The organism is Catenuloplanes atrovinosus (genome assembly GCF_031458235.1).
GTDB lineage: Bacteria > Actinomycetota > Actinomycetes > Mycobacteriales > Micromonosporaceae > Catenuloplanes > Catenuloplanes atrovinosus.
The window spans coordinates 5001163-5025147 of record NZ_JAVDYB010000001.1 but is presented as its reverse complement, the minus strand read 5'-3'; the positions used below and the strand labels follow the sequence as shown (position 1 = coordinate 5025147).

The following is a 23985-nucleotide window of genomic DNA, read 5'->3' as shown; positions in this document are numbered from 1 at the left end:
GCCGGCCGCCGCGCCGGCCGACGGACCCACCCCGCCGGATGGCGCGCCGCCCCCGGCCGCGCCGATACGTCGGCGCGCCATCCGCCCACCCGATCGTGAAGGACTCTCGTGACACGCTCTCCGCTCCCGGCCATGGCCGTGCCGGCCGGCCACCGGCCCGCGCCCGTGGTATCGGCTGGTGGCCTGCCCGGCACGCCGACACCCGCCGGCCGCCGTCCCGGCGGCCATGCCTGCTGCGGCCGTCCGCCGCACGCGGCCGTGCCCCGGGGGCCGCACCCGCGGGCCGGAGCCGGTGCCTGGGCTCTGGCGGGTATCGGGGGGCGGCGATGACTGAGTCCGCGGCACCCGGCGGCGGATCGCTGGCGCCGCGGCCGGCGTTCGTGGCCGCCGCGCTGGCCGGTCTGCCGGTCGGCTCCGAAAGCGAACGCACGGCGGCGGCCGCGCTCGCCCGCGACCTGCCCGAGTACGTCGAAGCGCAGTTGGAAACGGACGTGTTCCGGCGGCGGGCGCTGCGCGAGCTGGCGCAACAGCGGATCTGCCAGATCGTTGTCGTCGGCGGCGGGATCTGCACGGCCGAGGTCGCCGTGGCCCTGACCGCGCGGATCAGCGCCGGGGCCCGGGTGGCGTTCGTCGATGACGACCGGCAGATCAGCGCGCATCTGCGAGCCCGTCTGGTCGGGTACGGCACCACGGTCGCGGTGACCGCGGACCTGACCAACCCGGACACGGTCCTCGACCACCCAGCGCTGCGCGACGTGATCGACCTGCGCGCGCCGGTCGGGCTGATGCTCATCGGCGCCGTGGACCGGCTCGCCGGCCGGGCCGACACCCCGTCGATACTCGCCCGGTACATCCGACGGCTGCCCGCGGGCAGCCTGCTCGCCGTGACCGCGGGCACCCTCGACGGGCTGCCGGACACCGACCGCGCCCGCTGGCACCACCACACCCGCCACCATCTTCCGCACGCCGGCATCAGCGCCGCCGACTTCGCCGCGGCCCTGGAAGGCCTTGACCTGCTGGGCCCGGGGATCACCGCCGCCCGCGACTGGACGCCCGGCCACGACGCCCGCGCACACCCGGCGGCGGTGCCGAGGGTGTATGCGGCGATCGGACGCACGCGATGACCTGCGCCGGCTCCCGCGCGGCAGCCCGCCCCGGCTCACCGGGCCTGATCCCGCCGCGCGTGGCGTGCGGATCGCGGCGGGTGGAGCCGTCAGCGTTGCCTACCCGCGTGTGGTGACGATCCGGCGGCAGAGCCGCCGCACGGGGACGCCCCCGGTCGAGGCGCCGCGAATGGTGAGCCGCCGGCCCGCCGCATCACCTGACTTGCCGCCGCGTCGTGCGGTGGCGGGCGTCTGCCGCGTCTGCGGCAGCCGACACCGATGGGAAGGATCTGCATTGAGACACACAGCCCGGCTGCTCGTGACGGCCGCGATGGCGGCGGCGGTACTGCTGCTCGGCCCCGCCGCGACGGCACCGGCCTCGGCCGAGGACCCGCAGCCGCTGATCGTCGGCGGCCGCCCGGCCACCCAGGTGTATCGCGGTGTCGGGTCGCTGCAGGTGCAGCGCGGCACCGACCCGTCGTTTCATACCTGCGCGGTCACCCTGTGGACGCCACGGCACGCGATCACCAACGCCCACTGCGTGACCACCACGGACGGCCTGCCCAAGGACCCGGCCCGGTACACGATCCAGTGGGATGCGATCGACCGGCTCGCGGGCGATCCGGTGACCGGCGTGACCAAGATCGTCGCCCACCAGGACTGGGACTGGCTCACGCCGGGCGGCGGCCTGCACGGCGACATCGCGGTGCTGTGGCTGAACACGCCGGTGTGGAGCGTGCCCAGCGCGCTGCCGCCGGTCGGGCACTCCCCGGCGCCGCCGGCCGGGCAGCAGGCCCGCATCGTCGGCTGGGGGTACACCTCCTCACCGCCGGCCGATCCGACAGCGCCGCGGTACATGTCCGAGGCGGACCTGCGCATCGTGGACCCGGCCGCGTGCACGGCGGCCGACATCGACGCCGGCGAGGTGTGCGTCGCCGACCCCGCCCGCCCCGGCGTCGCGGCCTGCAACGGCGACTCCGGCGGCCCGGTGATGACACCGACCAAGACCAGCAAGACGATCTGGCACCTGGCCGGTACCGCGTCGCGTGAGACCGCGGCCGGCTGTACCGGCCCGGTCGTCTACACCAGCGCCGTCTATTACCGGACCTGGATCAACGACACGATCGCCGGCCGCGGCGCCGCCGTGCCGCGCCCTGGGCGCACGCTGGCGCCTGGGTCGTCGGCGTACCGGTGGATGGGCTGCGGCATCACCTGCTGATCGGTCAGCCCGCAGGCGCGAAGCGGTGTGCAGGCCGGCCCACGGGCCTGCACACCGCAACCCCCACGTCATCAGCGTCTGCCTGAGCTCGAGGCCGATCCCCGACAGCTGCGCACGAGCAGCGCCCCTCCAGCGCAGGAACTGCAGCAGACCAGCACCGCACCCGTCGGAAGGTCTGCACCGCCGCACGGCACCCACCGAAAGGACCGCGAGGAAGTGGACGTGGAAACGTCGCCGCGCCGCAGCGCTGGCGAAGTCGCACGGTTCATCGACGAGTTACGCACCACCACGGCGCTGGACAAGGCGTCGATCCGCAGGTACGCCGTCACCGTCCGCCGGTTCCGCGAGCGCTATCCGGTGCCGGTGGAGGAACTCACCGCGAGGATGGTGGCCGACTTCCTCGCCGGGTATCGGGCGGAGCGGACCCGCAGTTGCGCGGCCTCGCACATCCGCCGCTGGCTGGGTTCCGCGGCGGTGTGCGCCCGATGGGACACCAGCGCCGCTGACGAGCACCGGCGCATCCCGCCGCACGTGAATAACCTGATCGATGCCTGGACTGCGCATCTGCGTGAGGACGGCCACCTGACCGCGGCGACGGCGGCGACCTACCGAGGGTACGTACGCCGGGTCACCGGCTACTACCAGGTCTGCGGTCAGGACCTCACCGACACGATGATCGCCGGCTACCTGGCGCGGTGCCCGTTGTGGTCGTTCCAGCATCCCCGCGCGGCGAAGGTGTTGTACCGCTGGCGTGGCTGGTGCCAGGCCCTGCCCGCGGCGCGCCAGGCCCGTACCAGCCGCTGCGGCGCGGGCACGGCGATCGGCACCGGCGGTGGCGCATGCACCCGCATCTGACGGCGATACCCGACCGGCACGCGGCCCACCCGGGCAAACCGCAACGGCGGGCGGTGCGTGCGCGCTGCGCCGCCGTCGGCGGTAGCCGGTGTGCGCGCGCCCGGGGCGGGGCCGTTGCCGGGGGCGAGCCTGGCGCGTACGGGCGTCAGCACGCGTTGCTGCGGGCCCGGCGGTGCGCTCCTGCCGCGGCAGCCGGCTTCGCCCCGCCCATGCCCGCCGGCGAGGTGAAGGACATCGCCATCCCGGTGCCCACGACGGCGCCGGCCGCGCGCGGCATACCGGCCGTGCCCCGGCCGTGCGGGGGCGAGGACCGGGTCAGGTGGACCGGCCGTGTCGACACCGTTGATGCGTTCGCGCCGCGGCCGGGTGGGTGGGGATGGCGGTGAGCGGGTCGTTGGCGCGACTGGCGGGTCTTGACCCTGAGACGGTGCGCTGTTTCCGGCTGCTGGGCGGGCACCGAGGCCCGGACATCGCGGTCGAGGCGGTCGCTGTCGTGCTGGGCTGCACCGTCGAGACCGCCGCGCGGTGCGGTGACGGGCTTGTGGCCGCCGGCCTCGCCGAGCAGGTGACGCCGGCGCACGGGGTGGGCGTCCGGTACCGGGTGCATCCGGCGGTGGCGGAGCCGGCGCGGCGGATCGCCGACGCTGCCGGGGATGGGGAGGCGCTGTGGCAGCGTCTGGTGGAGTGGCTGCTGGCCGGGGCGCTGGCGGCCGGGCATGTGATCAGCCCGTACCACCGCACCGACGTCATGATCCGGTTCACCCGGTTGTCGCCCGGGGTGGTACGGCTGCCCAGCTACGACGCGGCCGCCGGCTGGCTGGAGGCCGAGCAGCGCAACCTCGCCGCGGCCGTCGCCGCGCTCGCCGAGGGTGCGCCGCTTTCGGCCTGGCAGCTAGCCGATTGCCTCGAGCCGCTGACTCATTTGTGGCGGGTGCCGGGGCTGCGGGTCGCCACCGACGCCACCGCGTTGCGCTGCGCCGAGCGGGTCGGGGACGAAGCGCGTATCACCCGGGCGCTGCTGCGCTACGGCGAGACCCTGCACCACCACGGCGAGCTGGCGCAGGCGCTGGGGGTGTTACGCGCCGCCCGCAAGGTCGCCGGCCGCCGCCGCGACGAGTGGGGGTGGGCGGCCGCGACCGAGGCGATGGCGATGGTCGCCGTCGACCTGGACCAGGCCGCCGACGCCTGCTACCTGCTGCGCGGCCAGCGCCACATCTTCCGTGCCCTCGGCGACCGGCGGCGGGCCGGGCTGGCCGAGCTGCGCCTGGCCGACGCCTACCATGCGTGCGACAGGTATCGGGCGGCCCGGGAGGCGTTGCGGTCCGCGGGGACCCTGCTGGGCGCGCTGCCGGCGGTGCCGGACCGGTACACGCGTGGACTGCTGCTCATCGCGCAGGGGCGTCTTGCCGTCACGTGCGGCGCACGCGAACGCGCCGCGCGGCTGCTGTTTGCCGCGCTGACCGCGATGACCAGTCTCCGGTCATCGCACGGGCAGGCCCTGGTGCTGTGGCGGCTCGCCGCGCTCGCCGACGGCGCACCGGATCTGGAATACGCCCGGCTGCGGCGCGCCCACCAGCTTTTCATCGAAAGCGGCAGCCGGGAGGCCGGCATCGTCGCGCAGCTGCTGGCCGACCGCTGCCCCGACCATGCGAGAGGAACAGCGTAGAAATCATGAGCGGACACATGCCGCGGCCCGCCGGCGAGGACGACATCGGCTGGGTGACCGGCCTGCTGGCCCTGACCTACCGCAACAGCCCGGTCCTGCGCTGGGCACTGCCCAGCGACGACATCCGGGACGCGCTGGCCGGCTACTTGGTGCGCCCGATCGTGGAATACGCGCTGGTGCGCGGCCACGTCGACGTCGTCGACGGGCTGGCCGCCGCGGTGTGGACACCTTCGGGGCAGCCGCTGCCACCGGCGCACCCGCAGGAGTGGGAGACCATGTGGGGCGAGGGGACGCTGGCGAACCTGCCGCTGCTGCACGACATCCTGACGACCCGGCGCCCGCCCGGCCGCGACTACCTGGCGCTGCTCGCCGTCGCGGGCACCGCCCGCGGCGGGGGGATCGGCACCGCGCTGCTGGCACACCACCACGCCTACCTGGACCAGCACGCCGTGACCGGCTACGTGGAGGCGACCGGCGACACCACCGGGTTCTACCGGCACGCCGGATACGCCGCCGACGGTGACCCGATCCGCCTGCCCTGCGGTGGCCCGGTCCTGCATCCGATGGCCCGCACTCCTTCGGCGGTCTCCCCGTCGGCCGCCACGGGTGCGAAGTGCGTCCGGTGATCGGCGCGTCCCACACCGCCGCCGAGGCCGCGCTCCAGACCGCGGCCGGTATACCGGCTGCCGGCGTCCGCGGCCGGGCTGCGGACGGTGCGGCACGCGGACCCGCCGCAGCCGGCGGCGTGCGGCAGCGGACCGGCCAGCCGCACGACGGTGCGCCGGCCCCGGGTCATACCAAGGCCGCGTGGAAGGGTGTGCTGCGCGCGGTGGTCGTGGTGGTGCTGGTGTGCCACGTCGCTGTCACGACGTGCTGTCCGCCCGCGGCGGCCCGACTGGTGCCGGGTCGGCCCGCCGACGTGGGAGAGCCGGTACCGGGGCCGGGGCGGTGTGACGCGGCCGCGGTACGGCAGATCACCCGGCGGCAGCAGGCCGCGGCGTCTGTGCTGGCCGGTGTCGGGGCCGTACCGGTGCCGGGGCGCCCGCCGCTCGGCGTGCTCGCGTTCGGGCACCTCGTCGACGCCGCGATGCTGGCGCACCAGTCGGGCTGCGTGCGGCCCGCGCCCGCGCTGCCCTGGCCGGCCGGCGGCACCTTCGGTACCGCCTCACCGCCGCTGCTGATCCGGCCAGGCCCGGCGCCCGGGCCGCAGCCGCGCACGCAGCGATGACGGGCATGTCCGCACCGGTGTGGCGCACCACGCCACACCGGCCCCACCCCTCGAACGGTTGCCGCCTGGCGGCCGCCGTACCTGTTGTGCCGCCGGCGCGCCGATGCCGGTGGCCGGTGTTCGTGAAGGAGACGCCACGTGATGACACCCGGTCGTCTGTTGTTCGGTTCGTGGAACCTGTACGAGTTCGGGCGCGAGTCCACTCCGGAGGCACTCGCCCGCTACCAGGCCATCGGCGAGCGGATCCGCGGGTACCGGCCGGACCTGCCGATGATCCTCGTGGTGCAGGAGCTGTCCGGGGAGTCCGAGGTCGAGACGGCCACGCAGACGTGGACGCTGGCCCGGATGGCCGGGATGGAATGCGGGATCACGCATTCGGTGACCGCGTGCAGCTACCACCCCGCCCGCTGGTCCAAACTCGGCGTGCTCTGGCGGCCCGGGATCCGGGCGCTGCCGGGGTCCAAGCGGGTCCCGCGGCCGGGAGACCGCGATGACTGGCTGTTCGTGGCCTTCGAGTGCGGCGGTGTGCGGTTGCAGGCAGGGGTCGCGCACTTCCCGCCGTTCGACCGTGAGAGCCGACCGTCCATGGTGCGCCGGTTCGCCGGCGCGTCCCGACTGGCCGGGCTGCCGACCTGGCTCGGGTTCGACTTCAACGCCACCTCGGCCGCCCGCACCCGGTTCGGCCGCTTCTACGACCCCGACCCGTTCCAGGCACGCCCGTGGCAGCCGGCGTACGCCGACCAGTGCGCGCGCCGGCGCACCCTCTACCGCCGCCGGATGCACCCGGTCGACCGCAGCGCCGGCCAGGCGCTCATCGATGCCGGGCTGCGCGACATCGCCCCCGCGCTGCGGGCGCCGTGGCGGCCCACCGCCGGATTCCCGCCGTTCGCCGGAGACCTGCGCGAACCGCGCCGGCTGGACATCCTCGCCACCAACAGCGCCGCGGCGCTGGCGGCCACCGTCGGCTACCACGTCGACGACTTCCCCAGCAGCAACCTGCTCAGTGATCACCGGCTCACCGTCGCGGAGATCGACCTGGCCCTCCTCACCACATAAACCCGCCCCCGCCCGCGGCCCGATCCGCTGCCGTCCCCGCACCCCGCCTGATCAGGAAGACATCGCATGCACACCATCGTCGCCGATTATCCGGGCCCGCCGGGCCGCGGGCTGCCCGTCCTTCTCGACGCCCGCCACCTGTTCGCCCGCGCCGGCGGCACCGACCCGTACCACGCCCCCCGGGCCGGCCTCGAACACGGACGCGCGCTCACCCGGCTCGGCCGCTACGACGACGCCCACCGCCCTCACCACACCGCCCTGCACACGATGACCGCCGTCGACCGGCCCCGCGGCCGCGCGCCCTCGCCCACCACTACCTGGGAGAACTCGCGGTCGCTCTCGGCGACCGTGACGGCGCCCGCACCCGCCTGCACGCCGCCGCTCTACCACACCCTCGGTGACCGCGAGGAAGCCGCCGTCCACGCCACCCGCACCACCCTCTGACCCCGCCCACCCCCCCCGGACACGAGGAACTGCGATGCCCAGCCTGCCGCTCCGTAAGCAGTATCGCGCTCTGCCCGCACCGGTCCGCGGCTGCTGCGACGCGTTCACCGTCCAACCCGGCCACGACGTCAGCGTGCCGGCACTGGCCGCCACGCTCGGCACCACCGACACCGACGTCGACGCGCACGTGCGCCACCTCACCGGCACCGGCCTGGTGCGGCCGGAACCGGGCGGCCGATACCGGATGCCGCCCCTCTTCTGGGCCCGTGCTGCCAAAGAACTGCAGCGCAGGCCGGGCCGCCGCCAACTGCTGACCGAACGGTTCGGCGACTGGTGCCTCGGCCACGCACGGGCCGCCGCCGCGATCGTGGCCCCGTACCGCACCCCGTACCCGGCGAAAATCGCCCACCTCGACCCGGCCGCGATCGCGTTCCCCACCCCGGCCGCGGCACTGGACTGGCTCGCGAACGAGCGGGTCACCCTCCTCGCCCTCGCCCACGACCGCAAGGACACCGACCCGCACCTGGTGTGGCTGCTGGTGGACGCGCTGCGGGTGCTGTTCGACGTCCGCGGCGGGCTGGACGACCGGATCACCGCCGACGGCATCGCCCTCGACTGCGCCGTGCGGGCCGGTGACCCCGTCTGGCTGTCCCACGCCTGGCGCCGCACCGGCTGGAGCCAATACGACTGGGGCCACCACGCCGCCGCCGACGACGCGTTCCAGCAGGCGATCCAGTCCGCCACCGGCATCGACGACACACGCACCCGCATCATCGCCACCGCCTCCGCCACTGAGGGCCTGGCCACCATCTACGCCGCGGAAGGCGACATCGACCAGGCGCTGCGCCTGCTCGACGCCCACCAAGGCGTCTTCACCGCCCACGGCGACAACCGCAGCCAAGGCCTGTCCGCGCTGACCACCGCGGTCATCCTCATCAACGCACAACGACCACGCGACGCGCTGCCCGTGCTGTCCATCGCCAGCGACATGCTCATCCGCGCCGGCGGCACCGACCCCTACCACGCCACCCGCGTCGGCCTGGAGACCGGCCGGGCACTGACCGCCCTCGGCGACCACGACGCGGCGAAATTCATCCTCGCGATGGCCCTACAGCAGATGGTGACCCTCGGCCTGCCCCGCGGCCACGCCACCGCAGCACGCTACCTCGGCGACCTCGCCATGCGCCTCGGCTGCCTACCCGAGGCCCGGGCCTACTACGAGACCGCCGCCGACCTCTACGCCCACCTCGGCGACCACACCCACACCGTCATCACCGACCTCCTCAACCGCATCGACAACCTTCAGACCCGCCGCGGGCCCCGGGCCACCACCGCGGTACGAACCGCGGCCGGCGCCCGCCGGCCGTGACCGGCACCGGCATCCCCACCCACCCCCGGCAGCGCGCCGACACCGCGACGCGAGCCGCACCCCGGACGAGGAGCTCCGCATGCTAGATACGATCCTTCTTCCCGCTGGCGAGCGGCTGACCGCCGACGAGTTCCGCGCCGAGTTCGCAGACCAGTTCTGGAACATCAGGGAAGGCGACTTCTGGAAACTCGAACGCCGCCAGACATTCGTCGAACCCGGCGACGCCAGCTGGGCGGCCTTCTTTCACGCCGGCGACTGGAAACGCGCGCTGCGGTTGATCAAAGCGCGGCGCACGGAGTACGAGGACGACGCACGCCGGATGCGCCAGATCGGCCTGACCTCCTACCGGGTACGGGTGATCGAGCCGCCACTGACCCCATACCTGCAATGGGAACTGCGGTCGCTGGCCCTGATGGGCGCCATCTCCGACCGCATCCGCGTCCTCGACGCCGCCCATGTCCGCGCGCTCGAGACGCACACCCGCTTACCGGAGCTGGTCTGCCTCGGCCTGGACCGCACCTACGAGGTGCTCTACACCGGCGCCGGCGCCGCCGACGGCGCGATCCGGCACACCTCCAGCACCATCACCGCCCCCTGCCGCGACCTCATCGCATCGCTGTACGCCGACGGCGAGGACGTCGTCGACTACGTCACCCGCGAGGTCGCACCGCTACCACCACCAGCCGGGTAACCCCTTACGCCGGCCGTCCGGCAGACGCCCACCGCTCGGGCGGCACCGGCCGCGCACGGCCGGCCACGCGACCACCGCGCATGCCGCGCCGGCACACCGCCGCGGCACCACCGGACGACACGGCCCGCCCCACCGCGCGGCCCTCACCGTGGAACACCACGGCGCGGTGCCAGCACACCGCAACCGCGCATGACAGCCGCCCCATCCGCGCGCAGCCGACACCCCTTCAACCCTCGTGGGAGACCCCCCTTGGCGATGGCACGCCTGCACCCGGACACCGCCGAAAACCCGTCGACGGCCGCGCCCGCGGGATCCGGCCCCTGGCAGCACGAACTCGACTTCGCGATCACGCAGGCGGCCGCGATCGGTGACCTCCTGACCGGCGCACGCCCGGCCCCGGCGACCGTGAAACCGGACGGCACACCGGTCACCACCATCGACGTGGCCGGCAACACCCTGTTCTCCCAGGCGCTACAAGCCCGGTTCCCCCACGACTTGCTCCTGGCCGAGGAAGACACGCCTCCCGACTACGGGCCGCATCCCGGCCGGGTCTGGGTCCTCGACCCCACCGACGCCACCTGGCTGCTCGCCGCCGGCATCCCGCTCAGCGCCGTGTCCGTGGCCCTGGTCGTCGACGGCACACCCGTGCTCGGCGTCGTCCGCGACCCGCACACACACCGCATCTTCACCGCCGTGGCTGGCGGCGGAGCCGCCTGCAACAACCGGCCCCTGCACGTCAACCAGGCACAGCACCTCACCGGTGCCTGCCTCGCCCTGCCCGGCGGGCAGGTACCCGCGCTGGACAGCGCCGGACTCCTGCACGCCGCAGTCCGCGCCGGCGCCGACCTCGTCACCACAGGGTCCGCCGTACAAGACGGGCTCTTCGTCCCCGCCGGACTCGCCGCAGGCTACGTCTACCCGTACACCAGCCCATGGGACATCGCCGCCCTCGCCGTGCTCACCACCGAGGCAGGCGGCCACGTCACCGACCTGCACGGCAACCCACAGCGCTACGACAACCACATCAACGGCGCGATCATCACCAACGGCGCCCTCCACCCCCACCTACTCGGCCTCGTCACCACCCACCTGCGACAACAGACGCCCGGAACGTAACCCGCGGCGTGCGGCCCACTACCGCTCGCTCGCCGAGCGCGACCGCGATCGCGTAGCTGCGCGGCCTCGGCCACGCGCTGATCGACCGCATCGAGCGACACCTCGACAGGACCACCCGCCCGACGATTTCCGCTTATGCTGATTGGCTTGCATGTCACCTGACTTGACCCACTGGCCAACGGCCCCAGCCACCGCATGAGGCAGCGCGCCCGGGGCCGCGCTTCACCTTGCTGGACCGCGTTGACGAACCTGGCTCCGTACCGTTGAGCTGCACGTCATCGGATGCCGTCGGTCCCGTGGAGCGCAGCCGCTTCGCGGACTCGGCGAACGATGAAACTCCTCGCAAGCGCCTGTGCGACGTGAGCTAGCCAATGGGCATTGGCGAACGGTGTGCTGCTGTGTAAAGGCCCTCGCAGGTCATGGCGGCGGGAGACGACTGCTTCCTGGTCGGGTGATGGGAAGGTGCAAAGGCGTGCGTGGCTGAAGGTTGCCGCACGGTCAATCGCGGTGCCGATCGCTGCCGCGTCGGCGATGACTTGAGCGGTACTCATTGAGTTGCCAGCGGCCAAGGCTTGATCTCGTGCTGCCTCCGCAACCTTCGCGGATAGGTGCGGGCGGAGACGGTGTAAGCCGTCGAGGCTCTCGATAACCAGTCGCCGAAGACGCAGGGGGAGCCGGGTGTCTCTCGGTATGGGCGTGAGAAATTCTAGACGTGGGCTGTCGAGGATACCCACCAGTTCGCTCCATAGCGGCCACGCTGCGCGGTAGAGGCGGCCAAGGGCGTCTGGCATGGCCTCGGTTGCCTGGCCCCGCAGGCGGGTCGTGCTAGCTCGCTCAGGGGGCAAGGGAATGAGGCTGGCGAGGGCTTCGGCAGCAGCCTCCTGCGGATCGTGGTACGCGGTGATGTCCCGTGCCAAGGTTCGCAGAATCGCGTCCTGTGAGACAAACCTGAACTGATGAGTGAGGGAGTCGATGAGCGGTCGTCCGCTGTGCTCCAGCAGCATGTGCGCCAGTTCGTGCAAGATCCCCTGCTCCTGGAGCAACGGTGCTGCCGACTCATCGACGACGATGTAGTCCGCCTCAGACGTGGCCCACCACTGTGTGACGGCGGAGACCGTGGTGGTGCGGTAGTCCGGTTGGAAGTAGACGGTGGTGACCACGCGGTCCCGAGCCTCCTCGACATTGCGGCGAAACTGGTCGAGGTTGAACGGCCGGGGGATATCGAGCGCCATGAGGCGCAGCTGCTCCTCGAGCCGACTCCATTCGGGGGCCACGATGTCCTCCCCTGCGCGACCTGCAATCGGTTTGGCCCTGTCGTCGACGGTGATGCTGATGTCCGCCGGCGTTGAGTGGGTCCTTCGTCCCCACCTGCACTGGTTGTCGATGATAGCGACTCGGCCACAATAGTGGTCACGTATGTCTCGAAGCAACGACACTGCTGCTGGAGTCCACTATTGTGGTCACACGGAGCGTGGCGTAGCTTGAGGGCGACCAAGGGTGCGTGGGGGTGAGTCGTGGAGGGCCGAGAGCAGCCCATCACCTCGTTCGCCAGGCGATTTGCGGCCCTTCGCGACGAGGTGTACCCGAAGGACCGCAAGCCCTACACGGCGGCCGAGATCGCACGCGGCACAGGCCTCAGCAAGGCCTACGTCAACTACCTCCTCTCCGGCGAAAGAGATAACCCCACGCGGGCGGTCGTCCGAGCGATCGCCGGATTCTTCAACGTCCCGGAGGATTACTTCTCCGATGGCGCTCAGGGCGACAGGATCCGCGAACAAGTCGCCGAGTTGGCCGAGCTGAGGGCGCTCAAAGAAGCACTGGATGACAAGGAACTCGCCGGCGTCATCATCAAAGCCCGGGGGCTAGACCCGGCGCGCCGTCGAGGATTCCTCGCGATCGTGAACCAGGTGCTCGACTGGGACAAGTCCAAGTCCGACGGTGCGGTCTAGCGAGCGCCAGTCCGCACCGTACGCGCCCCTCACTCACGGTCGCCAGAGACCAGTAATCAGGCTGTAAACTGCGGCCGCCACTGGTACTCCCATGGCCAGGCCTGCAATGACCTGGGCGGTGGTGTGGTCTCTAAGACGAACGCGCGACCATCCAACCGCGCCCGCCAGAATCCACGCTGGCCAGGCCATGAAACCAAACGCGAGCATCAGCATGGTGCACGAGCCGGCTATCACGGCGCCATGCACGCTGGCCTTCCACCACAAATTCACTACCGTGCCTGCGAGCAGCACGGTGAACATCACCGCGATCGTCCCGACCAACTCGCGCGGTCCTCCGGCGATGGCGATGACGGCCGCGCCCACGGCTACGGATATCAGAGACAGCGCGAAGGGCTTCGCGCGTTTGGAGCGGTCGCCGATGTGATGGTCCTTCAACTCGCCGCGCCACATGCCCAAGCGAATGATCGCGTAAGGGACTACGGCTGTGAACGCCGCGCCGAGGACACCCCAACCGAGCCCGGCAACCACATTGGACTCTGCAGCCAGCGCCATTGTGATCGGCATCACTGCCGCAAGGACTGCGGGCGCAAAGACTTCGGTAAGTAACCGTGCCGCCAAGCTGAGTCGGTCGCGCGCCGCAGGCTTGTCCTTGGCGGTCGCGGCACCCTGCTGTTGCCGGCTCTGTTCGGTCGTGTCATCTCGTGTCTCTGCGTGATTGGCCGAACTTGCTGATGTCACCTGTTTCTTACCTTCCGTTCATGTTCCGTTATCCGGTCTATGTTGAGCGAGATGGATTCATGCCGGTGCGTGACCCTATGCTGCCATGCGGGCCGCCACTATTGTGGACGGCTCTAGAGGTGCGGCAACCGGCGATCAAGCGGGAGTGGGCGGGTGGGCAGCCAGCTTCATGAAGCTGGAGCGCCGCGATGCTCAGGGGGTGATGGCGACGCATGTTCGGCAAGAACGTGGCGCGTCAATTCGAGCGTGAGTTGATCAGGCTTGGGGTGCGCCTCCCGGTACCCCTTACGTCGGCCGCGCTGTGCGAAGCGGTCGGAGAGGCCCGCGGCCGGCCAATCCGCTTGATGACCGCCCGTCTGCCGCCCGGGGTCGCGCGGTGCGGGCTGTTGATATCCATCTCCAAGGCGGATGAGCCCGAAGATGTCATCGTCTATGACGCAACGGCCCCGGCGGTGGTACGCGACCACATCATCTTCCATGAGCTCGCCCATTTGATCCTGGGCCACGAAGGGGACGTCATCACCCTCCAGGGCGCTGTCGAGATGTTCACTGAACTCGACCCTGCCCTGATCAAGAGCGTGCTCGGCCGGTCGCCCAAGACGTACAACATCAGTGACGAGCGCGACGCCGAAGACATCGCCACCATGCTCGGCACGCGCGCGACGCTCGGCTCGCACGAAACCCTCAACGACACACCCGACGACCACGTCGCCTACAGATTCAGCGGCGTGCTGGCTGACGATCGGAAATGGTATGCCTGAGATCGGCCACCTCATAGCCCTAGGGTTCGCTGCCACGGCGCTGGCGGTCAAGCTCGTCGCGCTGATACGCGAGCCCAGCAATCCCGCGACACGCGCCACCTGCGGGATTCTTTTTGGCTTCGGATCGGCGGTTGCCATCGGCTGGGAGCCTTTATACCTCGCAATCGATGAAGCGTCCGGTGTGCCAAACCTTGCAAAAGTGTTCGAGAATGGCTCAGCACTCATCGCCGCGGCTGGGTTCCAAGTCCTTTTCCTCCACCTGGGAGACCCGCCCAAGGCTCCTGCCCGCGTACGTGTTCGCCTGACGATGCTCGCCGCAGTGATCGGCATCATGTCTGTTGCATTCTGGCTCGCTCCAGTCGACGTCTCGGAGCCGGTTAACTTCTCGGAGCGATACGCGACACTTCCGCAGATCGGTGTCTACTTCCTCTTCTACCTTGCCTACCTCGCCATCGCGGTCACCGATATCTTGCGCATGTCGCTGCGCTATGCGCGCCGTGTCAATCGAAAAATAGTTCGCTTCAGTTTACGGCTTCTTAGTATCGGCAGTATGCTGGGGCTTGGCTACGTCGCGCACAAGGCACTCTTTATCATCACAGAATTCCTGGGTGGTAATCTGCCCTGGCCGGAATCGGCCGGATCTCAGCTTTTCATCACCTCCTGCATTGGTTTTATTGCGCTAAGCTTCACCATATCCAGCGTCGGAACAGCAGTGGTCGCCGCGTGGCGCTGGCCCGCACAGGATAGGCTCTATCGACGCCTCTATCCGCTATGGCTCGCATTCTATTCCGTCGCGCCGGAAATCGCCCGCCAGCCCGGCACTCGGCTCGCTACCGCGAATCTTCCTCTGCTGCGCCCTCGCTGGCTATACCGCCGATACATCGAAATAGGCGACGGTCGGCTAGAGATCGCCGACTTTCTGGCTTCCACCACGGCTCAACGTGCCTTCGATATTGCCTATGCTGCCACGGTGGTCGTAGAAGGACAGCGGGCTGGTGAAGTGGCGGGCGAGGCGGCTCGTGTTCTCGTCGCAGTCGAGCTGTATCGCACGACCGTGCCCATCGAGGAGCCGGCCGACGACGTCGCTCTCAGCCCGGCCACGCCTACCCACCCTGGCGATATCGACGATGAAATGGAGGCCCAAGCCGCAATTTCGGACCGCCTCAGCTCCGAGACGGCGATAACAGCCGCCAGGGAGGCTCTCGCAATGGCCAACGCGGCTACTTCCTAGTGTCGCAATCAATTTCGGCAAGCTCTACTACTTCCGAGCCCACGTCGGCGAGACCGACAACGCCGGGACCGTCCTAGCCAAGGGGGTATGCGCCATGTCGCGACGTGGCGAACCCCCGACGGGCGAGGCCGTCGGGAGTGACGACGGGCCCCTATCCGCCGAGCTAGTGGCGATAGTCCGCGTCCGTGCGTGCGCCCGTGCGTGGCCGAAGCAGACATCGCCGCCGGGGAATGCGGCCCGCCGCAGGCGCCCGGCCCACCGGCTGCTTGCTGCCCGTGGCCCGGACTGGTGGAGCCTGCCTACCTTGGCATGGCTCGTTGCCCGTGCCCGTGGCCGCCAAGCTGCCCTGCATCCCTTGCTGCATCTGGTGGCGGCCATGTGCGCCTGGCCCGCCACTCTGGCCCTGCTCGGTGCTGCGCATGCCGATAGAAGCATCGGCTGCTACGGCGATAAGGCCTTAACCCTCAGCGGGCAGGCATGGCCGCGAACACTTCCGGTACGCAAAGCTCTCGGGCTCCTTGCGTTCGCCCAGATGTCGGCGGCGCTCTATCTCGTTCTTCCTTCAGCGGTTGGCATGGCGGTAATCGCCGTCGGGCCAGCAGGGCAGGCATTAGATCACGCTGAAGTGGCCGCCATCCTAGTGCTTGGCGTCGAAATCATGCTGGCCGTCACGCATACTATCTATCCCGCTAACGCTGAGATGGGCAGTGGCGGCTGGCGCCACCTCCGACGCTGGGCGTCGGATCGTAACGTCACCATGGTAACCCTCGAGGCTATAAGTGATAAAGGGCCTGACGGTCAGCGCGCGCTGACTATCCTGCTGCATCAGGTCGCAGAAGAAGCGGACGTCCGCCGGATCGCGATTGGAGTCCAAGGTGTGCCACGGGAAATGCGGGAGCAGTATCGTGCTCTTGGTTTCAATCGTCTCGGGCGCTTGCCATGGTGCGTCAGGATGCCGCGGGCGCTTTAATCTATAGGGAAAGCTGTCACACTTTTCCGATCTGTCGCGGGTGTTCGGAGCGCTCGTTTTCTTGCAGCGTACTACGGGGAAGTGCGGAATACCTGCCGGTCTTTTTCCGTGGCCAGGTAGGGTAGTCCGCTCGTGTTGCCAGTTCCGGATTCGTCGGTGCCGAGCATCCTGGTAGCGATCCCTAGGTGGCTCCGCCGCCATCGCAGAATAGTCACTGCGAACCGTTCCATGGCTTGGTGCAGCTCTGCCACGGACGCGGCGCCGAACCGGTCCCGTGTGGCGCGGAATGCCTCATCAAGAGAGGCTTGGCCAGCTACGATTTTTGCGCGGACATCCGGTACGGACAAGTATGCCACCGAACTAAGCCGGTCCTCTGCCGGACGTGCACACAGCGACTCAAGTAACTTATATGCCCGTGACTGGATAGCCGAAGCTCCCTCAGTGTTCTGCCGGAAGTGTGCGAAGGCGGCCGGCTGCATGGTGGCGATCAGTGGCCACAAGGCCTGCGCCTCCTGTAGAACGCCGGTAGCGGCGTCGAGGCGCGATGAGGCGAGACGCGCTCGGCCTGCGAACAGCGAAGATATGACGTCTTGGACGTCCACGACGAGCAGCGAGAACAGCAACTCGAAGCACTGCAGGACACGGAGGAAAAGGTACTCGTCGTGGTAGGTGTCGACCGGAAGCATTGTCAGCCGGAGTATCAGATGATCGTCGGTGTTCGTGAGCAAGTCCATGACGTACACCAATTGAGATGCCGCAGTGATGGGATCTTCCGCATAGATCTGATCGGCCAACCCGAGGCGTCCCAGTCCAGGCCTGGCGGCGGCGAGTGCGAACCGGCAGCGCTTGCGGACGCGATCGATGCCGGGCCGAAGCCGCGGCAACACGTGTGTCTGCCGTGCCGCGGCGCTGACCTCGAAGCGGCAGAGGTCACTGAGCAGGAGGGCCAGAACGCGATCGTGATGACGCAGCGCTGCCGCAGCGGTGGCCGGAGGGTGCACCAGGTCGAAGACGGGCAGCACACCCAGGCCCAGGTAGGACTGGTAGTCGTAACAGCCGTCGGACTTGTCCAGTGCGATGTCCAGCCAGCGAGCGAGGCGGGCCCGCTGACGTTGCGGCCCACGGACGTCCGTCAGCCGAGCGCGCGCGCTACGCAACGCCTCCACCACGCCCGGATCGGCGCGGTGCTTGCCCGTGGCAAGCAACGCCAAGACGACCTGCTCGTACGGGAAAGCAGCCGCAGCGGGTCGATCAGTACCACTCCACATAGCGAGGGAGAGCGCTGCATCGGCCTGGGTCATGCTGGACTCCTCAAGCTCGGTGTCGTCGGGTGGCCTGCCGGTATTGGCGGACGTGCTCACACAGGCGCGCGATGTCGCCGCGGTGGTTGAAGGCGTGAAAGGAGATCCGAGCGACGTCACCTCGAGGCGCAATGGAGAAGCGACGCTGGGCGAGCCATGCGGCCAGCCGGTCTGGCTCAGGGTCGACAAGGGCCAGGTGCGCGCCGCGCGCATGGGCCTCGGGGGCGGTGCGGAGACGTTCGCCTTGGGCAGCCAACTGCCGGGCTGCAGCGTCGACCAGGCCTGTGACGTGCCGACGCACGTCGACAAGGTCGAGGTCGGCGACGATCCCGAGGCCGGCCGAGGCCGCGTATACGGCGGGAACCGATGGTGTGCCGGTCTCCCACCGTCGTGCGGTGGCGGGGAAGTCGTCCGCGTCGGGGAGGAGGGTGTGCGGGTGGCGGCGTCCGAGCCAGCCGGTCAGCAACGGCGGAAGCCCATCGGGCTGGCGCGCGTACAAAAATGCGAGTCCGGGCAGACCGAACAGGTACTTGCCGGTGCCGGCGGCGAGATAGTCGCAGCCGAGTTCACGTACACGGATGCGCTCGACGCCGACGGCCTGGTAGGCGTCGACGAACACCCGGGCGCCGGCAGCCCTCGCTGCGGCGGCGACCTCGGCTACGGGCAGACGCTGGCCGTTCTGGTACGTGACGACCGGTACTGATACCAGCGCGGTGCGATGCCCGATGCTCTCCAGGAATTCCGTCGCCGTCAGTAGACGCCTGGGCGCGCCGATCCAGTGCAGTTGTGCGCCGCGGCGACGGTGCGCGGCAAGAGCCTGGGCGACCCCGGGGAACTCGGCCCGCGCGAGTAGCACTTCGGGCCGGCGCCGGAAGCTGATCGCGGCTGCGGCCTGGTGCGCGGCGATCGACACGTTCGGCAGCAGCGCGACCTGATCGGCCTCGGCGCCGATGAGGGCAGCGAAGAGGCGGCGTGCGTCCTCCGCCCGGCGCTCGAACGCCGGCCAGGGCGCGGGCCCGGAGAGATCGTCGAGCATGGCGGTCATGGCCTGGTCGAGGTCGACCGACCGGGCGGCGATACTGCACGAGGCCAGGTGCGTCCTCTGCTCCAACGCCGGGAATCTGGCGCGGAACCGGTCAATCTGCTGCGGGATCACAAGTCGCCCTCGCCGGATTCCACCCGTGGCGGGGTCGCGGTCAGTAGTGCGCGTAGCGCCCAGAGGCGCGGGAAGAAGCGGTGTGACACCGGCCGCGCGAGCGCCTCGACGGGGGTTTGCTGGGTACCGCGCGCGTTGTGGCCTAGAAGCCGGACCGCGAGCGCGTAGTGGTCGGCGCGCCACCGCGAAACGCTCTCGTCTAGGCTGACCAGCGCCTCAGCAAGCCGATACAGTGGCACGGTTGGGTCGCCCTGATAGAGCTGACGCAGATCGATTGCCGCGGTGTCGAGCAACGAGAGAAACGCGGTGTTCGCCGTGCGAGCCCGCAGCCGAAACTCCTGCCAGCCAGGCGACTCCACACCGGAACCGTGCCCGAGCGCCGTCCGGATCGTGTGAAAGTCGGCCGGAGAGATGGTCCGCAGCAACTGCAACTGATCGGTCAACAGCCGCAGCGTCAGCGTCGCGCGATCCACCAGCAGCTGCGCAGCCATCGGCCGATGACCGTCCATCTGCGTGACAGCACGCGCGAGGCTGTGCGAGGCCGCCTTCAAGAACAACTCGTGAGCCTGGTGGGTGGCCTGGAACAGTAACTCGTCCGGGTGCACCCACTCATCCGCACTGCGCTGCAACGACAGCAGCACGTCCGTGCGCATGTAGCGGACGTAGCCTGTCGCGCCGGCACCGGGTGAAACCGGGTGCGCGTGCTCATGTGACATCGGTACTCCTCGTGGCGGTGGGCAGGTCATCGACCTCCAGGGACGCCTGGAGACGGTGAAGGCCGCAGTACCGACGTGCGTGCTGGTCGGTGCCACGGCCTTCACCGGGATCGGCTAGTAGTAGGTGTAGCTGCTCGCGGGGTTGATGGAACCGTCCGGTATCGAGGCTGCATGCACCGACGGCGGGGGAACCGCCTGGACCGACGGCGGCGGCACCAGCGCCCCCGTGACCGCGCCGGCCACTGGGGCGGTCAGCGCTGCCGCCGCGATCAGGTTCTGCAGTCCTCGCCGGCTGAACATCGACTCGATCAGCTTGCTGCGGTTGATACGCATGTGAACTCCTTGTTCGGAACGGACAGGAATAGTGGCGAGATGGCGCGGCGGCCCTCGCGCTCTGGCGAGAGCGATGCAAACCCAAATTTCGGCCGCGACGTTATAGCGACCGACTGGCCCATAACAAAGAAATGCCACAGTGATCCTTGCGTAGGAAGCCGTGAACGGCCACGAAATCATGGTCGAAAAAACTAGTGGGCGGACCCAAACGTGTCACTACGAAATCAGGCCCCTCGCACGTTGTCCATGAATGCGAATCAACCGAGTCAGATCTTCGCCTTCGGTAGGCGCCGTTGGCGTCACCGACGCGGCACGTCGATCAGCGGAGACCCTGGCCAGTGCGCTCAGATGCCCTGGCGGGGAATGGTCATCGTCAGGGCCTGTGACGGAGCCGCGCCAAGTCGGAGACGGGATCCCGGTACGCCGGCCGCAGCTTGCCGTGGGCGCGGTCATCGAGCACCCGGCAGATGGCGCAGGGAGACCGTCCATCGGCGCGTGGCTGGCCGGCGATGCCGTGAGGGGCGCACCGGATCAGCTGAGGCCGCTTCGCGGACGCGCGTGCGTGCGAAGTGGTGACGTCCGCACGAGAGTCGAGTGGTATGGGGTTGGTGTTGTTGGTGGCTGGTCCGGGGCTGGTATCGCGTGCCGCCGGGTCCCCCACGGTGCCGCCATCGGAGTCCCCACGGTGCTGGTCGGCGCTGCCATTGGATCCCCCACGGTGGCCGTTGTCCGCCCCGTCTGAGGGCTCCGGCGGCACCCCCACGCCGGCGCGGGGGTGGGCGGGTGTGGGGGTGTCATTGGCAGGCCGGCGAGCGCCGCGCCGCGCCGCGTACAGCGCCGCGGCGGAGGTGCGCACCACCTCGGGGCTGAGGATCTCAATATGCTCCAGCAAATCGATGGGCAGGGTGAGCTGATATTCATCCCCTTCGTGATGGCTGCGGGAGCGTGCACGCACCCGCAGCAACAGGCCCAATGCGACGAGCCTGCGCCGGACGGCCTGCACGACCTGAATACCGACCTCCGCCTCGACCGCGACGGTGGCGTCACCCGGCCAGATCCGGCCGCCGGTATTGGCGTCTGCGTGTGAGGCGAAGACGAGCGCGACGACACGAATCGTGGACGCCGCGACACCGCCCCGTTTCCCGCGTGCAGGGATGAGCCCGCCGAGACGTGCGCGAAGCAGGATGCGTTCCCACTCCCATCGGCTTACGGCGCGCAACTCGCGCTCTTCCACGCTCCACCTCCGTGCCCGTGTCATCATCAGCGGCGGCGGCACGGCAACTGCACACGCTGCGTGCTGCCACTTGGTGTGCGTGGCCGGCGAAGCGTTGTAGCAGCGGGGATTAGCGTCGTCCGCGCAGTCGCCGTCGCGTCCGTTCCGCAGCGGCTTCGACCGATGACCGGTCGTCCTGGCGCGAGGAGTGTGGGCTCTGCGGATGCGTGGTGTATACCGCTACCAGTTCCTCGATCTGCTCGCGCGTCATGCCGCGCGTCTGTCCGCGGTGTACATGCCGCACCTTGCCGGCACGACAGTCACGTTCGATACCGCGCTCCGAGAACCCGGTCATCCACGCAACCTCGGTCAACGAGAAGACCAGTCGCTCGGGACGCGCAGACGCGTCGGCCTCAGGCGAGCGCCCACATCGCACGACGATCAATGCGCTACCCGGCGGCGCAACGAGGCACGGACTCTGCCGCGAATCTAGATCTCGAGGAGAGTCGGGTTCACTGATGTCGGACCACTGTCGGCTGCCACATAGCTGCACGGGAATCTCGCAGTGATCTACCTCGCTGCCATCGCACCCTGTAAAGGTCCGGAATCGGTCCGGTGCCATGGTGTGGCACCATAATGCTTGCCTGTCACCGCCTGCAACGAAACCGCGTCATCCCGAACGTAGTCTCCCGAATGTCCGAGACGGACTGTGGCGTACTTGGGGTATCGATGCCTGCCGGTATGCGCAGCCTGCTGAAGGCGACCAGGCGGAGCTGATGTTCGGGATGTGCCGAGAAACGTCTTTGGGGGAGGCCCGATTACTGGCTTGTTTCCGAACTATATGTGGCATCTCATGCGTGCGCTGCATACGGTCAGCCCGGTCGCCGAACCCCACCCGATGGCGGCATGTGGGGCGCGTGCCGTCGGCACGGATCTATTGGCGATCAGGCAATGGAGCCACCGCCGCGTCTCACGAGAGAGGGCCAACATGGTCACAACATGGGATAGTAAGCTTCTGGCCATCATCGCCGCTGTGTTGGCCGGGCCTGGTTGGGGCTGTGGCAACGCCCGCGTCGCCGGCGTTGGCGGCGGGCTGCCGCAGTGCGCCCTTCTCCGCGAGTCTCTACGGAGCCGATCCGTTCATGGCGCTCGACCATGTCATCGCGAAGGCGTATCCGTCGGCGACTAGCTCGTACGTCTCCACCAGCCAATGCCCGAGGGGCATTTCTGTGAAGAACATCGGAGCCGGTGACATGTCCGGTGCGCCGTTCCATGTCTGCGTCAACTTCATCTCGGGTGGCGGGTGCAAGTGGACCAGAGCTAACCCTGGCCAGTGGGCCTACGTCGCCACCGACGTTCCCCGCGGCACGCGATTCCGGATCCAAATCCTGTGGAATCCCGGCGTGTACTACTCCTTCAAGGCTGTGGCCGACTTCTGATGCCGTGAGGGTCTGTCGTGTGCCGGTTGCGAACGTCCTCTGATGCGGAGCGCCTGCAATCGGCGCCGTTCCGGTAGTCCTCGTGGTGTGCTGTCTCAAGGCGATGCGGTTCGGGCTTTCCAGTTCGCGGGGTAGGGGTGTCGCTTGGCCCGAGAGCTGGCCGACCGCGCCCTTCGGCATCGTATGCGGCCATCCCCAACAGCTCGTCTCGTCTAGTTTGATAGACGATGTGAGTGAAGCTGGCCATAGGCTATATGTTGCCCTGAGCTGCGCATATGTCTTCGCTGGGCTTCCTCGGTGGACGTCGGGGAAGCCCGAAATCGTCTCGTATGGTAAACCATTTTCGATCGATCACGGTTTGTAGGCGGGCGCGTCCATGGTGCAGGGGGGCGCACGGCGCGGCCTCATGTTCGCGTGGCATCGGCCTCATGGCTGCTGCTCTACGGAGCGCGTCGAGCGTCCCTGGGCGAAGGGCCGCTATCGGGTGAGTGAGCGTGGGGGAGGGCAATGTGGAGCCGATCGTAGGTGGCTCGAAGGAAGCGGTGCAGGTGGGGCACGTCATCCGGACTGCCCGGCGGGCGAGGGGATGGTCTCAGTCGCGGCTGATTGACCGGCTGCGCCGCCAGGCCGCGGAGGAGGAATATCGCCATGTCCTGCCGTCGGATGAATCATTCAAGGCAATGGTCTCTCGATGGGAAAACGGGCACAAGGTGCCGGACATCAACTATCGAGGGCTGCTCTGCCGCGTTCTCGCGGTGGAGCCTTCGGACCTTGGGCTTGGTGGCTCTTGAGGGTATCGCCATGACGGTGTTCGCCGCCGGGTCAACGAAAGATTAACGAATGAGCATCTTTCGCTCCGCCTTGGGTCCGGCCAGAATTCTACACATGCAAAGAGATGAGGTGGCGTGTGGGCCAGGATGCCGAGCCGGGCCAATATCGACGTTAGGTGCTGGAGCGGCGGCCGGCTTCCACTTGCTGGATTGCTGCCAGGATTCTCGCGATGTTCTCTAGCGATGTAGAAGTCCCGTCGCTGGACATTGCGGAGAACTTACCGAGATCGCTGCCATTGATCCCGGCCAGAAGGATAATCTCCCTCAGGTGTCGAAGCTCGGCGGCCGTCTTCTCGACGTTCCGCAGCCCCAATATAAAGTCGGCGGGGACGCCGAAGAACATGGCCAAGGCGATAATTACGTCGGCGCTGGGATTAGTGTTGACTCCGTTCTTTAGGTTTCCTACCGAAGCCTTGGAGATCCCAGTCGCAGCGGCGACCTCCTGATAAGAGAACTTCCTGCCGTTCTTCTTCGGAAAGCAATGGAAGAGCAGGCTAACTCGACCTGCATAGGTATCCAGGGCGAACGTTTCCTCGGCCGCGTCGCTTTCTGTCACCGATACCTCCGTGCTCTCAGGCGGTGCGGCAGCTTCGCCGGATCT

General features: G+C 69.0%; 25 protein-coding genes. 17 read left to right on the top strand and 8 right to left on the bottom strand.

Features of this window, described 5'->3' with window-relative positions; translation table 11 throughout:
* The first annotated feature begins 326 nt into the window (after positions 1 to 326).
* The 11 genes from J2S41_RS22340 to J2S41_RS22290 all read left to right on the top strand — a co-directional run bounded on the left by J2S41_RS22340 (position 327) and on the right by J2S41_RS22290 (position 10747).
* Positions 327 to 1124, top strand: a complete 798-nt coding sequence (locus tag J2S41_RS22340; RefSeq protein ID WP_310370150.1) for an SAM-dependent methyltransferase — start codon at positions 327 to 329, stop codon at positions 1122 to 1124.
* Between the two features lie 274 nt (positions 1125 to 1398).
* The gene (locus J2S41_RS22335) at positions 1399 to 2322 is read left to right on the top strand and encodes a S1 family peptidase (RefSeq protein WP_310370148.1); all 924 of its coding nucleotides are present in this window, start codon (positions 1399 to 1401) and stop codon (positions 2320 to 2322) included.
* A gap of 27 nt (positions 2323 to 2349) precedes the next feature.
* Positions 2350 to 3177, top strand: coding sequence for a hypothetical protein (locus J2S41_RS22330; protein WP_310370146.1), 828 nt, complete (start codon positions 2350 to 2352; stop codon positions 3175 to 3177).
* Positions 3178 to 3553: 376 nt separating this feature from the next.
* Positions 3554 to 4843, top strand: coding sequence for a hypothetical protein (locus tag J2S41_RS22325; RefSeq protein ID WP_310370144.1), 1290 nt, complete (start codon positions 3554 to 3556; stop codon positions 4841 to 4843).
* 5 nt (positions 4844 to 4848) lie between these two features.
* Positions 4849 to 5469, top strand: a complete 621-nt coding sequence (locus J2S41_RS22320) for a GNAT family N-acetyltransferase (RefSeq protein ID WP_310370142.1) — start codon at positions 4849 to 4851, stop codon at positions 5467 to 5469.
* A complete protein-coding gene (locus J2S41_RS22315; RefSeq protein WP_310370140.1) occupies positions 5466 to 6071 on the top strand; it encodes a hypothetical protein in 606 nt (201 codons plus the stop codon). The genes J2S41_RS22320 and J2S41_RS22315 overlap by 4 nt, the downstream gene beginning before the upstream one ends.
* Before the next feature lie 141 nt (positions 6072 to 6212).
* Positions 6213 to 7127 carry a hypothetical protein gene (locus J2S41_RS22310; protein WP_310370139.1) on the top strand — a complete coding sequence of 305 codons (915 nt, stop codon included), beginning with the start codon at positions 6213 to 6215 and terminating at the stop codon, positions 7125 to 7127.
* 66 nt (positions 7128 to 7193) lie between these two features.
* Entirely contained in the window at positions 7194 to 7571 is a 378-nt protein-coding gene (locus tag J2S41_RS22305) for a hypothetical protein (protein ID WP_310370137.1), read from the top strand.
* A 34-nt stretch (positions 7572 to 7605) separates the two neighbouring features.
* On the top strand, positions 7606 to 8940 hold the full coding sequence (locus tag J2S41_RS22300; protein WP_310370135.1) for a tetratricopeptide repeat protein: 1335 nt from the start codon (positions 7606 to 7608) through the stop codon (positions 8938 to 8940).
* Positions 8941 to 9019: 79 nt separating this feature from the next.
* Entirely contained in the window at positions 9020 to 9631 is a 612-nt protein-coding gene (locus J2S41_RS22295) for a DUF6879 family protein (protein WP_310370132.1), read from the top strand.
* 255 nt (positions 9632 to 9886) lie between these two features.
* On the top strand, positions 9887 to 10747 hold the full coding sequence (locus J2S41_RS22290; RefSeq protein ID WP_310376452.1) for an inositol monophosphatase family protein: 861 nt from the start codon (positions 9887 to 9889) through the stop codon (positions 10745 to 10747).
* 275 nt (positions 10748 to 11022) lie between these two features.
* Here J2S41_RS22290 and J2S41_RS22285 read toward each other — a convergent pair whose 3' ends face one another.
* A complete protein-coding gene (locus J2S41_RS22285; RefSeq protein ID WP_310370131.1) occupies positions 11023 to 12021 on the bottom strand; it encodes a DUF6545 domain-containing protein in 999 nt (332 codons plus the stop codon).
* A gap of 240 nt (positions 12022 to 12261) precedes the next feature.
* Here J2S41_RS22285 and J2S41_RS22280 point away from each other — a divergent pair, with 240 nt between their 5' ends.
* Positions 12262 to 12696 carry a helix-turn-helix domain-containing protein gene (locus J2S41_RS22280; protein ID WP_310370129.1) on the top strand — a complete coding sequence of 145 codons (435 nt, stop codon included), beginning with the start codon at positions 12262 to 12264 and terminating at the stop codon, positions 12694 to 12696.
* Between the two features lie 33 nt (positions 12697 to 12729).
* Here the strand turns inward: J2S41_RS22280 and J2S41_RS22275 are convergent, their stop codons facing one another.
* The gene (locus J2S41_RS22275) at positions 12730 to 13434 is read right to left on the bottom strand and encodes a phosphatase PAP2 family protein (protein WP_310370127.1); all 705 of its coding nucleotides are present in this window, start codon (positions 13432 to 13434) and stop codon (positions 12730 to 12732) included.
* Positions 13435 to 13646: 212 nt separating this feature from the next.
* Between J2S41_RS22275 and J2S41_RS22270 the strand changes: the two genes are divergently transcribed.
* From J2S41_RS22270 to J2S41_RS22260, 3 genes are all read left to right on the top strand, one after another.
* Positions 13647 to 14195, top strand: a complete 549-nt coding sequence (locus J2S41_RS22270; protein WP_310370125.1) for a hypothetical protein — start codon at positions 13647 to 13649, stop codon at positions 14193 to 14195.
* Entirely contained in the window at positions 14188 to 15426 is a 1239-nt protein-coding gene (locus tag J2S41_RS22265) for an MAB_1171c family putative transporter (RefSeq protein ID WP_310370123.1), read from the top strand. The genes J2S41_RS22270 and J2S41_RS22265 overlap by 8 nt, the downstream gene beginning before the upstream one ends.
* Before the next feature lie 355 nt (positions 15427 to 15781).
* Positions 15782 to 16396 (top strand): hypothetical protein, encoded by a 615-nt coding sequence (locus tag J2S41_RS22260; RefSeq protein ID WP_310370122.1) that lies wholly within the window; start codon positions 15782 to 15784, stop codon positions 16394 to 16396.
* A 71-nt stretch (positions 16397 to 16467) separates the two neighbouring features.
* Here the strand turns inward: J2S41_RS22260 and J2S41_RS22255 are convergent, their stop codons facing one another.
* The 5 genes from J2S41_RS22255 to J2S41_RS22235 all read right to left on the bottom strand — a co-directional run bounded on the left by J2S41_RS22255 (position 16468) and on the right by J2S41_RS22235 (position 21136).
* On the bottom strand, positions 16468 to 17697 hold the full coding sequence (locus J2S41_RS22255) for a tryptophan 2,3-dioxygenase family protein (RefSeq protein ID WP_310370121.1): 1230 nt from the start codon (positions 17695 to 17697) through the stop codon (positions 16468 to 16470).
* Between the two features lie 10 nt (positions 17698 to 17707).
* On the bottom strand, positions 17708 to 18853 hold the full coding sequence (locus J2S41_RS22250; RefSeq protein ID WP_310370120.1) for an aminotransferase class V-fold PLP-dependent enzyme: 1146 nt from the start codon (positions 18851 to 18853) through the stop codon (positions 17708 to 17710).
* Complete coding sequence (locus J2S41_RS22245; RefSeq protein WP_310370119.1) at positions 18850 to 19569, bottom strand: tryptophan 2,3-dioxygenase family protein; 720 nt, start codon at positions 19567 to 19569, stop codon at positions 18850 to 18852. Before J2S41_RS22245 ends, J2S41_RS22250 begins: the two co-directional genes overlap by 4 nt.
* A gap of 114 nt (positions 19570 to 19683) precedes the next feature.
* Positions 19684 to 19902: a hypothetical protein gene (locus tag J2S41_RS22240; protein WP_310370118.1), complete on the bottom strand. Its 219-nt coding sequence runs from the start codon at positions 19900 to 19902 to the stop codon at positions 19684 to 19686.
* Positions 19903 to 20275: 373 nt separating this feature from the next.
* The gene (locus J2S41_RS22235) at positions 20276 to 21136 is read right to left on the bottom strand and encodes a hypothetical protein (protein WP_310370117.1); all 861 of its coding nucleotides are present in this window, start codon (positions 21134 to 21136) and stop codon (positions 20276 to 20278) included.
* A 1037-nt stretch (positions 21137 to 22173) separates the two neighbouring features.
* Here J2S41_RS22235 and J2S41_RS22230 point away from each other — a divergent pair.
* The gene (locus J2S41_RS22230) at positions 22174 to 22554 is read left to right on the top strand and encodes a hypothetical protein (protein WP_310370115.1); all 381 of its coding nucleotides are present in this window, start codon (positions 22174 to 22176) and stop codon (positions 22552 to 22554) included.
* Between the two features lie 509 nt (positions 22555 to 23063).
* Positions 23064 to 23345, top strand: coding sequence for a helix-turn-helix domain-containing protein (locus tag J2S41_RS22225; protein ID WP_310370113.1), 282 nt, complete (start codon positions 23064 to 23066; stop codon positions 23343 to 23345).
* A 151-nt stretch (positions 23346 to 23496) separates the two neighbouring features.
* Here the strand turns inward: J2S41_RS22225 and J2S41_RS22220 are convergent, their stop codons facing one another.
* A complete protein-coding gene (locus J2S41_RS22220; RefSeq protein ID WP_310370112.1) occupies positions 23497 to 23940 on the bottom strand; it encodes a helix-turn-helix domain-containing protein in 444 nt (147 codons plus the stop codon).
* Positions 23941 to 23985 lie beyond the last annotated feature (45 nt).